The sequence below is a fragment of the Chamaesiphon polymorphus CCALA 037 genome (assembly GCF_003003845.1).
In the GTDB taxonomy this organism is placed as follows: Bacteria; Cyanobacteriota; Cyanobacteriia; order Cyanobacteriales; family Chamaesiphonaceae; genus Chamaesiphon; species Chamaesiphon polymorphus.
The window spans coordinates 1-11,309 of the sequence record NZ_PVWO01000156.1; the positions used below are offsets into that span (position 1 = coordinate 1).

Below are 11,309 nucleotides of genomic sequence, written 5' to 3' on the forward strand. Positions count from 1 at the left end.
TATCTGGCTTTATCCCTGGTATTCTCGCGCCTGCGGGGCCACTCGGTCAAGGTCAACATTTCGCCATGTCTGCGGCGAAGTTGCATTCCGATAAATCATTCCCCTTCACCGTCGGCGATGGTGGTTTGGGCGAGCCATACATTATTAGTGCGATGCAGCATTTCCATACTGCGTTCCCCACGGTAACTAATTTCTTACCCGTCTTGGTGTGGAATGGTTATTCTCAGGAGCATCATAGTATGGTGTCTACCAAGACTAACCAGGAAATGATTAGTTACTGGCAGGGTAACGGATTTGAGGAAGTCATTCTGGTGAATGCCAAGGATTTCGACGATAAGAATCAGACTGGCGAATATGTCGATAGTACGCTGTTCTCGCTAGAAAAACGGTTAGCCTTTACTCAAGCCATCTTAGCTGGTGTGGATAAAGCGGCTAAATCTGCAATGAGTGGTAAATTAACCGTCTTCATTATTAAACAGCTCAAAGGTGCGGGCGTTCACGCGACGGGTTCCAAATCCCATAACCTTTACGCTCACCATACCCTCGATAATGCCGATATTGTCAGCGGATTGAAAAATCGCGCGCTCCATCTCCAAGCCTGGGAACTCGTGCGGACTAATTGCGAACGTGCTGGCGGTGGTTCATCATCTAAAGTAGCTACTACAGAATCAGTATTACCAGTCCCCAGCCTCGGTATGCTCCCCCTCGAAGAATATGCAGCAGGCGAAGCTAAAGTATCTACTACCGCAATGGGGCGATTAGTCGGCTACGTCGGACAACAGGACAAAAACTTCCTCGTCACCAACGCCGATGGGAATGAAGCTTCAGGGATTGCCAATATCAACCAAGCCCTCAAAATCATTCACCCCACCACCGACGATTTATATTTCCAAGCACCAACTGGGCAAGTCTACGAACCCCTAAGTGAAGATGCCTGTGCGGGACTCGCCGCCGGATTAGCTCTGATGGGTGCGCGTACCCTGTGGTGCTCCTACGAATCTTTCGCCATCAATGGTTTACCCATTTGGCAAACCGTCACCCAAGCAATGGCAGAATTGCGTCGCCCTACGCCTTCTACCATCACTCTGTACACCGCAGGCGCACTCGAACAGGGACGCAACGGCTGGACGCACCAACGTCCCGAAATCGAAGCCTACTTCGCCTCGATGATGCGAAATGGTAATGTTTTCCCTGTCTTCCCACCCGATGCGAATAGCATCCAAATCTGCTACGACTGGGCATTAACTACCCAAAATAAAGGCGTAGTCATTACCGCCAGCAAATCGCCCTTGCCCATCCGCACTACCTTTGCCCAAACTCGGCAAGGTTTAGAAGAGGGTGCGGTAGTCTTGCAAGATACTCCTGGCGATAAGCAAGTAGTCTTCGCAGTTATCGGCGACATGACGCTAGCACCAGCATTTGAAGCCGCTGCGTTTTTAAAAACTGAAGGCATCGGCTCGAAAATCGTTTCGATTATCAATCCTCGTCGTCTCTATCGTCCTAGCGATGTCGCCTGGGATACCTGTAGCGAACCAGACGGCGGTTTCCTCTCCGACGCTAAGTTTGCCGAAATCTTCGGTGGCAATGCCCTCATCGGCATCACAGGCGGCGCACCTGCGATGTTAGAACCCGTGATGTTGCGATCGATCTCACCGCGCGATACCTTTGCCTGGAAGCGGGGCGAAACTACTGCCACTGCTGGTCAATTGATGTCATTTAATGGCATCACTGCTGAGGCTATTTGTAAGCGGGGATTAGAGTTGGTAGGTTAAGATTCGATCGATCCCTGTCTCCGTTTGGAGATGGGGATTTTTTAATGCAAATGTTATAATTTTCACAAATGGCAGAGCCTACAGCAGCACAAATGGCGCAGTGTTATTCACTATGCTGTCGATTTACTAACTTCTACTTGTCTATTAATATGGTTCGCCTTGATGAGAGAACCGGAAATATTTTCTTTTTGGCAGGAGAGGAAACCATTGTCACAATATATCCTAATGGTAAGTGGAGATATTTATAATGGACTACCAACAAATGAGTCGTAAAGAGTTACACAACTATGTTCTTGCAAACAGAGAAGATAATGCAGCTTTTTATGCTTATGTGGATTTACTAGATCGAGTAGGGGATTGGACAGAAATGCCACCGCTAAAATCGCCACAAGATTTAGATAACTACCCTGAATTTATCGCTCACATTACTAGGAACTCTAAGCCACTGACTGAGGCAGCAACCGAAATTCAGAGATTACTCAAACAGCTAGAGGAAACAAACCCAGCTACCGATGAAGCAGAAAAAATCGCTTACATTAACATTGCGACTAAGCCAGTACTCAAGCAAAGAGTAATTGCAGCACTGCGATCGAGTGGAGAGAGTGCAATTGATGAACTTGTTTTAGAAGATAAATATCTCAATATTGGGAAAGCAGTACTCAAAGGTTGGATTTCTCCAAAATTATAGTTGAAGCTGCGATCTAGAATCGATCGCCACAGAGCTACATCATCCCCCAGTATTCTGGCTTGACCGAATCTTCCATTGCTACCATCCAGGCGGCGAGATCGAAGCCTGCGGCTACTCGCCAAATTTGCACTTGGGCAAACTGTCGCTCGTTACCGCGACTGACAAGCCAACGGTAGCTCCAATAGCCTAATGCCACCCAGCGTAGATACCGCCGCTTCAGCCAGCGGAGCGGATTCTGTCGAAAAGACTTCAATTCTCCGAGCATAGGTGACTTTTTGCAAAAAATTAATATATCTCAATAATTATGACAAAAATTCGATCGAACTGCCGCTGTCTGCTGTGAATTTAAACAGCGACTCACGATCGCCAGATGTAGTTTAGAATGAGTAGCGGGGAATCGAGCATAGGTATAGACAAAGCAGCATTGTAACTTGGTTCTCGTTGGCGTCGGCCTGTCATTAGCTTGATGCTTGCTATCTCAGCAGCCTTCTCCTGTCTGTGTCGATCTGTTGTAGAGACAAAGGAGCGGAAACCATCTTCAATCGGTCTATGTCTAAAATTGCGAGGGCGTTCGCCCCACCCTAGGCGTAAGCATCCGCTGTGGAGAGAATCGCCTAGTCCTGATGTCTGAGCAGTTAGCGTTTACGGTTAATATGTATCAATCTTCCACCCGCAAAAACTTTTTAGACATTCTAACCGATCCGACAGCGATCGCGATCCTCGGCTCGATCGCGCTTCATGCCATTATTGGCACTGCTTTACCCTTCTTCACCCAACCAGAACCAGAAGGCAAAAAAGCTGGCCCCACTACGGTGAAGGTGGTACAACTAACTCCCAACGAACTGCAACGTATCCCGCAAGCACCACCAACCCCCGTCCCACAGCCTGCTGTCACCCAGCCAGCTCCTACTACTCGCCCATCTGTCGCACCAACAACGCCGCAATTTTCTACCGCGCCACAGACTATCCCCTTTTCACCAATCCGTACGCCGAGTACTAGCAAACCACCATCTGGGAAAAAAGAGCAAAAAGCAGCACAGCAAAAGCAATCCACCTCTGCCATCTTCGATCCCGATGCTGTTTTCCAACCCACCCCAACACCTACCAAGCCACCTACAAAAAAAGGCGATACTCCCAAAAAAACAGTAGCGCAACAATCGCCTCCGCCCAAAACTCAGCCGCAACCTAAAAAAACTACCGCACCAACGCCGCAACCAATTCCCGCGACAGATGATGACGGCACCGATCCTTCAACCACTACGCCAACAACTACCCCCAATACTCCAGCTCAACAACCCCCAGGCTCGCAACAACCAAACACTTCGCCCAACTCTACCACCACAACCACACCGACAACACAGCCACCAACGGGAGGCGCGGGAAATAATAGTGGTAGTGGATACGCACAAGCAGCTTTGGCCAAAGAAATAGAATATCGGAATAAATATCCCGGTCTTGTAGTTTATACACCTAAAGATTTACAGCAACCATATCCGCCCGGAATATCCTGTCCAAAAACTACTAAATCAACGCCGCCCCTGATTGTGTATATGGTTGCTTTTGATAAAGTGCCGGACAACCAGAATAGCAATGTCTTGGGGAATATTACTCCAGATTCGCTCGATGCTACTGCTTTTGCTAATGAAGATACGCCAGAAAATCGCCAGCTAGCGGTCAAAGCTAAAGATGCCGCAATAGTTGCGGCAAACACCGCAGATCGAGACCGACCTATAGCAGATCGAGATAAGAAAGTTCTCTATCAGTACCGAGTAAAATTCGATCCGGAAACGTGTCAATCGTAGGTTCTGGTTATACGCTGTCCTGATATTTCGATCTCAGATGAGATGTGCCGTAATTTACTCGCTTCCACCTGGCCGAGGTGCTGTATCCAGCCGCTAGATCCTGCAACAGTTGCATCATCACTTTATCTATCGAAATACGGGAACACAAAACTTAATTAAAAGTCGTAAGCTCTAGTAAGCATTCATACTTATTAATTAGGTTTTCTTCCCATGTCTAGATATACATTCCAAAAATCGATCGCCGCAGCTCTAGGCGTTGCGGTTGTTAGTGCGGGTCTTTTGGCCAGTATTTCCAGTAACGCTCAAAATGGAACGACTACCACACCTGGAACGACTACTACACCTGCAACCACAACTACCCCTAGCCCCGCAGTTACTCCCGGAACGACTACCACACCAGGAACTACTACCACACCTGCAACCACGACTCCTAGTGGTACTGGGACAACCAAGCCTGCTGGTAAAACGATTGCCAGTATTGCCGCTGGCGACAAAAACTTCTCGACATTGGTTGCTGCACTCAAAGCCGCAGATCTAGTAGATACTTTGTCTGGCACTGGCCCTTTCACTGTATTTGCACCTACTAATGCTGCATTTGCCAAACTCCCTAAAGCGACTCTCGCTAACCTGCTCAAGCCTGCAAACAAAGCACAACTCCAAAAAGTGCTCACCTACCACGTTGTTGCGGGTAACGTTACTTCCAAGACGCTCAAAGCAGGCCCTGTTGCCACGGTGGAAGGTAGTAATGTTACTGTCCGGCTCCAAGGCAAAACGGTAAGAATTAATAACGCTAAGGTCGTCAAAGCTGATGTCAAAGCTAGTAACGGTGTCATTCACGCGATCGATACTGTCTTGTTACCTCAAAACTAATTGCCATCGCGATTAGATTGGGGATGGGTCGGTCGGACAAAATTGACTCGACTACCTCTTTAGATTTTCAACTAGTCGTCAGACGATCTTAAATAATGGCTAATCGCCCGACCTTCAGGCGGCTAGCCATTATTTCGTACTTAAAAGTAAGAAATCTACCAGCTAAATCTCGCCCGATTCTCTCGCACCGAGGCTGTGCCTAACGGCAGGCCCTCGTCAACGCCAACCGATCGACAGATCGTAAAATAATTATTAAACTTTTTAGTTTCAGACTCGATCCTCTTATCTCGTTGGGGAAGCCTCTTGGCAAGAGAATCGAGTGGTTTTCTCGCGTACTGCCAATCGTCAAAGAGGAAATTTACCGACAGATTTTTAGCGAAAGTCGCGATTATAGCTAGATTTGAGGCGATTTACCGCAACTATTTAGCTGGGATAATCTTGCTAAAAGTATCGATCGACTTTAGCAGATTTTAAGAAGTATTTAGTGCCGTGCAGATTAATAATGATGTAAAGTTTTTTGAACATCCCTACTCTTTTTTGGATAGATTATCTATATTGATATCACCAGCTTAAATCGATCCCCGATATGGGATTGACGAAAACATACCAGTTTTAGCCAGTATCCATCCAGATAGCCGGAGCCAATAAAATGCAATCAACTCAAACTCGTACCATTCACAAAAGCCGTTACGTCGCGATCTCTAAAAGCTTCTTGATTTGGTGTTTTGCGCTGACAGTGACTCTATTAGTAGTTGGTTTTCCGTTAGTTGTGTTGATGGCTACCATTGGAGCTTTACTATCGATTACATTGCACCCGATCCTTCCAGTCAGTGCAGTTTTACTAGTAGCAGGCGGTACGATCGCGCTAAATATTTTAGCGGTAGTTGTTGGGGCGGCAGTTCTTACGTCAAAAGGGATTCATCCTCAAGAAGTTCGCTGGTTGAGTTGGTTGCATGGTGATGCAAATCCTGTCAGTACCACTACTTATGCTACCTGCCCTCTCACCTGCGATATTGATTCCTAACGATCGCAATTTGGTTTTGTTCATCTCATCTGTCAGATTTTAAGCTTGGCCAATCGGTCGAGCTTTTTTGTGGTCTTTTTTAGCTTAAAATACGCTCGAAATTTAGAAATGAGAGTTGCAGGAGTCAAAAACGAGCAATCTAGCGATCCTCATGAGGAATCGATCGCGAAAGAGGATAGAGCGGTAGGATGATAGTGTGCAAATCTCGCTACCTCTAAATTGTGGCTGGGAGATCGCCGACTGCACCACCTGCAAGGGTTGACTATTCACTACCTAGATGAGCTTATGATTCGCGTCTGTTTTACACTCGGAACTCGTCCTGAAGCAATTAAATTAGCCCCTGTGATTCGGACATTTCAGTCATCCGATAAATTTGCCACACAGGTAGTTTTAACTGGGCAACATCGGGAGATGGTAGCGCAGGTAATGGAGATTTTTGGGTTGAAAGCCGATCGAGATTTGGATATCATGCAGCATCAACAAACGCTGACAGATATTACCCAACGTAGCTTGCAGGGATTGGAAAAACTATTTCGCGAGATCGCACCCCAAGTCGTCATCGTGCAAGGGGACACCACTACCGCCTTTGCTGCCGCCTTAGCAGCATTTTACCAACAAATCCCGATCGGGCATGTCGAAGCCGGATTGCGGACGGATAATATCTACAATCCCTTTCCCGAAGAAGCCAATCGCAGACTAATTTCCCAAATCGCCCAGTTACATTTTGCCCCCACCAGTCTCGCTGTCGAAAATCTCGCTAAATCTGACGTCACAGGCGCAATCCATCAGACGGGAAATACCGTCATCGACGCACTCCTCACCGTCGCTAAATCGCAACCGCCTTGCGATATCCCCGGCTTAGACTGGAGTAAATACCGCGTCATCCTCTCGACAGTTCACCGTCGCGAAAATTGGGGCGAACCGTTACAAAATATCGGTGCGGCAATGCTCCAGATTTTAGAAAAATTCCCAGATACCGCTTTATTATTACCCCTGCATCGCAACCCCACCGTGCGCGAACCCCTCACCCAAATTTTGGGCGAGCATCCTCGCGTCTTCCTCACCGAACCCCTCGACTATAGTCAACTCGTCGGAGCCATCCAACGCAGTTATCTCCTGCTCTCCGACTCCGGCGGGATTCAGGAAGAAGCACCCAGCTTGGGTAAGCCTGTTTTAGTCTTGCGAGATACTACCGAGCGTCCCGAAGCCGTGACGGGTGGAACGGCGAAGTTAGTCGGTACGGATATAGATAGAATTACCGCAGCAGCAAGTGAATTACTCGCCAATCCGCAAGCTTATCAAGCGATGGCGACAGCAATTAACCCCTTCGGCGATGGGACGGCTTCGACGCAGATTCTTGCTGCGGTAGAGCAGTTTTTTGGAGTTTAAATTTACTAGTAGATATAATAAGGACAGATTTATGGAGTAGATAGCTATGGTCGCACCAACTGTCATTGAAACTACTGCCAAGGTTATTTATCCAGATAGTGACGGTCTGCCGATGTCCGATAATACTAAACAATTTCGGTGGATTGTCACGATTAAAGAAAACCTCGAACTGATATATGCCCAAAACCCCGATGTTTTTATAGCGGGAGATTTATTATGGTATCCAGTCGAGGGCAGTAATACGATTCGTCAAGCACCAGATATTATGGTGGCATTTGGTAGACCAAAAGGAGACAGAGGTTCTTATCAACAATGGCGAGAAGAGGGTATCGCCCCACAAGTTGTCTTTGAGATTCTGTCTCCAGGCAATCGGATGGGGGAAATGAACCGAAAGTTGCGCTTTTACGAGCAGTATGGCGTGGATGAGTATTATATCTACGATCCAGATCGAGTTGATTTTGCAGGTTGGATGAGAAGTGGCGAGCGATTAGAAGCAATTTCCCAAAGGGAAGGTGACACCAATGAGGACGCAACTGATTGGATTAGTCCGCTGCTAGGTGTTCGGTTTAAATTAGCAGAAGCTGGCGAACTAGAGATCTATCGTCCCGACGGGCAGCCGTTTTTGAGTTTTATCGATCTAGATCTTCGCCGTCAAGCTGCCGAGCAACGTGCGAATACTGCCGAGCAACGCGCTGATACTGCCGAACAGCGTGCCGATACTGCCGAACAGCGTGCTAACGATATTCAACAGCAAGCAGAAAAATTGGCTACCAAGTTGCGGGAATTGGGTATCGATCCAGCAAATCTCTGAAATCGTGCTAAAAATGTTGTTCGACGATCGCGACTAGATATTTCGTCCAGTATTCGGTCTTTTGCATACTTTCGGCTTCCACCATTACCCGAATTAATGGCTCGGTACCGGAGGCACGCACGAGTACCCGTCCAGTGTTGCCCATCTCCGCTTCCGCTTCCGCGATCGCATCTTGTAGTGGTTGACATTTCGCCCAGTTGAGCCGCGCTTCGCGATCGTCTACACGGACATTGTGGAGAATCTGGGGGTAGGTTTGAAAACTGCTATCTACCAACTCGGCTAGAGATTTACCAGACTGCTGGACGATCGCAGTTACGTGTAATGCCGTCAAAATGCCATCGCCACTGACGCTATGCTGGGGCGAGAGAATATGCCCCGACTGTTCGCCACCCAACATTGCCCCGCTACTAGCCATCTCCGCCTGGACGTATTGGTCGCCTACTGCCGTGCGGACTACCGTACCGCCCAAAGCTTGCCAAGCCCGCTCGAAGCCCAAATTTGCCATCACTGTGGTGACGATCGCATCGTTCGGGAGTAGTCCCAATTGGCTCAGGTGTTGACCCCAGAAATAGAGAATATAGTCTCCGTCCACCTTCCGCCCCCGATTGTCTACAGCTAATACTCGATCGGCATCGCCGTCAAATGCAAACCCCAGATCCGCCTGATGGAGCGCGACGGCGGCTTGGAGAGATCCTAGATGAGTCGAACCGCAATTGACATTGATCCGATCGCCATCTGCCTCCTCGTGGAGACAAATTAACTCAGCACCCAATTGTGTAAAAATCTTGGGAGCCACATCTACCGCCGCACCTGCTGCCAGATCGAGGACGATTTTCATCCCGGCTAAACTCGTATCTGGCAAGAGGGAATCTTTCATTGCCTCTACATACTGCGTAATTAATTCGGGTGTGAAGTAGAGCTGACCCCATCTTTCTGGCTCGACATGCGACCCCGATTGTCCTCTGATTCCGGCCTCGATCGCCGCCTGCAAGTCCTTAGCAAGCTTGGTACCATCGGATCCAAAAAACTTAATGCCATTGTCTTCTGGCGGGTTGTGGCTGGCCGAAATCATTACGCCGCCGATCGCATCGCTAGTCGCTGTCAAATGTGCGACTCCAGGCGTCGGACACAATCCCAAATTCCAGACTTCAATCCCCGCTGAAGTTAGCCCCGCCGCCAACGCACTGGCTAACATATCGCTAGAATTGCGCGAATCTTGACCGATAACGATCGGCCCAACATCATCGGCAGCCTGACGCAATACTATTCCAGCCCAGTATCCCACCTGGAGAGCCAAATTTGCCGTCAGGACATCGCCCACCCTACCGCGAATTCCGTCCGTACCAAATAAGGGTGAATTGGGTAGATTGAGATGCTCGATCGGGGAAGATGTAATCATATATACACTGATGGGACATTATCGCTCGCTTGGTAAATCATATTACTCAAGGTGGCAATACTCAAGAGATATTATTTACATTGGCCGAATTTCTATAGCCGCTGGTTGGATCGTGGGATGCGAACTACTGCCAGCGGTTTTGCCCGATCGCACACAGCGGAGCCAATTTGTTTGGTGGCAATTATGAGATTAGGTTGTCGATGCTTGCCAACAAAGCACCATGTTATTAGATAAAATTTAAAGTGGCGGCGATCGCGATCGTTCTTTGCAAGTTTGACCTGACTAGTAGTTAAGTGTATTCATAAATTCCAGTCCCGATCTTCTATCGACAATCAATATCCAATGCACGATTCATGGAACCATCATTAGAAATAACCTTCGATCGATTGCGCCGATACTTAGCTGAAGATGAATTAATTCAAGCAATTCTCGATGAATTGCGCCAGACACTTACTGTCGATCGAGTAGTATTATATTCTTTTAATTCCGAACGAGTCGGACAAGTAACATTTGAGTCATTAAGCGATCGCAAATTGTCAATTCTCAGTTCGAGCGGGGCAGATGAATGTTTCAATAGCCAATATAGCCAACTTTACGAAGATGGCCGAATTCGCGCAATTCCTGATATCGAGGTAGAACCGATCGAATCTTGTCATCGTGACTTCTTGCGAGAATTGCAAGTAAAAGCCAATCTAGTCGTACCAATTCTGTGCGCTCGGGGCTTGTGGGGATTGCTAGTCGCACATCACTGTCAATCTACATTTAATTGGAGTGCCGATAACATCCTGGCAATGCAAGTCACCGCCAGCAATGTATCGATCTTCGCCGATAGCCTAGATAGTTAAATAACTATGCCGATTCACGCACGAGGTTTAATGGATAACTCTCTCGATCGTAGACGATACGCGCCCGCCACCGAGCGCAATCGCGAACCGATTCTCGCAGTTTTGAGCCAAGTATTACCACCGACAGGTACGATTCTCGAAATTTCCAGCGGTACTGGCGAACACGGTATTTTTATGGCTCCCCAACTCGCCCCGCGCTATTGGTTGCCATCAGATCCCAATCCCGATGCTAGAGCTAGCATTACCGCATGGCAACAGTCCATACCGTGCGATAATATATATCCCCCGATCGATCTCGATGCCAGCACTTCTCTGTGGTTGGTAGAATCTGGAGACCTACCAGATTGCGATTTCCATCAGCACCCGATTACGGCGATCGTGAATATAAATATGATTCATATCGCTCCTAAATCTGCTTATTTGGGGCTATTAGCAGGCGCAAAGCGCATCCTCCCGATCGGTGGTATCTTGTACTTATATGGCCCCTTCAAGCAAGGTGGAGTCCATACAGCCCCCAGTAATGCTGCTTTTGACGCCAGTCTCCAAGCTCAAAATCCAGAATGGGGTGTCCGAGATTTAGAAGAAATAACCACTGTTGCTCAAAGCCATCACCTCGAACTTCAAAAAATCTATCCCATGCCCGCTAACAATCTGTCCGTTGTCTTTAAAGTGGTTGAATAATTCGATCGATCGCTACATACTTTAGACT

At 47.9% G+C, this 11,309-nt stretch carries 12 protein-coding genes; 10 read left to right on the forward strand and 2 right to left on the reverse strand.

The genetic code is table 11. The annotated features are described in order from the left end of the window. From C7B77_RS13505 to C7B77_RS30750, 3 genes are all read left to right on the forward strand, one after another. The coding region (locus tag C7B77_RS13505; RefSeq protein ID WP_106305471.1) for a phosphoketolase family protein at window positions 1-1,772 on the forward strand (1,772 nt) is incomplete at its 5' end. A gap of 68 nt (window positions 1,773-1,840) precedes the next feature. Next, complete coding sequence (locus C7B77_RS31890; protein WP_106305474.1) at window positions 1,841-2,020, forward strand: DUF6888 family protein; 180 nt, start codon at window positions 1,841-1,843, stop codon at window positions 2,018-2,020. Then, window positions 2,020-2,460, forward strand: a complete 441-nt coding sequence (locus C7B77_RS30750; RefSeq protein ID WP_219892145.1) for a DUF6887 family protein — start codon at window positions 2,020-2,022, stop codon at window positions 2,458-2,460. Before C7B77_RS31890 ends, C7B77_RS30750 begins: the two co-directional genes overlap by 1 nt. A 34-nt stretch (window positions 2,461-2,494) precedes the next feature. Here C7B77_RS30750 and C7B77_RS13520 read toward each other — a convergent pair whose 3' ends face one another. Continuing rightward, window positions 2,495-2,725, reverse strand: a complete 231-nt coding sequence (locus C7B77_RS13520; protein ID WP_106305476.1) for a hypothetical protein — start codon at window positions 2,723-2,725, stop codon at window positions 2,495-2,497. A gap of 358 nt (window positions 2,726-3,083) precedes the next feature. Here C7B77_RS13520 and C7B77_RS13525 point away from each other — a divergent pair, with 358 nt between their 5' ends. The 5 genes from C7B77_RS13525 to C7B77_RS13545 all read left to right on the forward strand — a co-directional run bounded on the left by C7B77_RS13525 (window position 3,084) and on the right by C7B77_RS13545 (window position 8,356). Further along, window positions 3,084-4,262, forward strand: coding sequence for a hypothetical protein (locus C7B77_RS13525; protein WP_106305479.1), 1,179 nt, complete (start codon window positions 3,084-3,086; stop codon window positions 4,260-4,262). A 210-nt stretch (window positions 4,263-4,472) separates the two neighbouring features. Beyond that, window positions 4,473-5,132 carry a fasciclin domain-containing protein gene (locus tag C7B77_RS13530; RefSeq protein WP_106305482.1) on the forward strand — a complete coding sequence of 220 codons (660 nt, stop codon included), beginning with the start codon at window positions 4,473-4,475 and terminating at the stop codon, window positions 5,130-5,132. Between the two features lie 649 nt (window positions 5,133-5,781). Further along, window positions 5,782-6,156 carry a hypothetical protein gene (locus C7B77_RS13535; RefSeq protein ID WP_106305485.1) on the forward strand — a complete coding sequence of 125 codons (375 nt, stop codon included), beginning with the start codon at window positions 5,782-5,784 and terminating at the stop codon, window positions 6,154-6,156. A 285-nt stretch (window positions 6,157-6,441) separates the two neighbouring features. Then, a complete protein-coding gene (gene wecB / locus C7B77_RS13540; protein ID WP_106305499.1) occupies window positions 6,442-7,545 on the forward strand; it encodes a non-hydrolyzing UDP-N-acetylglucosamine 2-epimerase in 1,104 nt (367 codons plus the stop codon). A gap of 46 nt (window positions 7,546-7,591) precedes the next feature. Next, window positions 7,592-8,356: a Uma2 family endonuclease gene (locus C7B77_RS13545; RefSeq protein ID WP_106305488.1), complete on the forward strand. Its 765-nt coding sequence runs from the start codon at window positions 7,592-7,594 to the stop codon at window positions 8,354-8,356. A gap of 7 nt (window positions 8,357-8,363) precedes the next feature. Here the strand turns inward: C7B77_RS13545 and glmM are convergent, their stop codons facing one another. Next, complete coding sequence (gene glmM / locus C7B77_RS13550) at window positions 8,364-9,755, reverse strand: phosphoglucosamine mutase (RefSeq protein ID WP_106305490.1); 1,392 nt, start codon at window positions 9,753-9,755, stop codon at window positions 8,364-8,366. 353 nt (window positions 9,756-10,108) lie between these two features. On the opposite strand from glmM, the gene C7B77_RS13555 reads away from it, so the two are divergent. After that, window positions 10,109-10,600, forward strand: a complete 492-nt coding sequence (locus tag C7B77_RS13555; RefSeq protein WP_106305493.1) for a GAF domain-containing protein — start codon at window positions 10,109-10,111, stop codon at window positions 10,598-10,600. Between the two features lie 30 nt (window positions 10,601-10,630). After that, window positions 10,631-11,281 (forward strand): DUF938 domain-containing protein, encoded by a 651-nt coding sequence (locus C7B77_RS13560; protein ID WP_106305502.1) that lies wholly within the window; start codon window positions 10,631-10,633, stop codon window positions 11,279-11,281. Window positions 11,282-11,309: the final 28 nt, after the last annotated feature.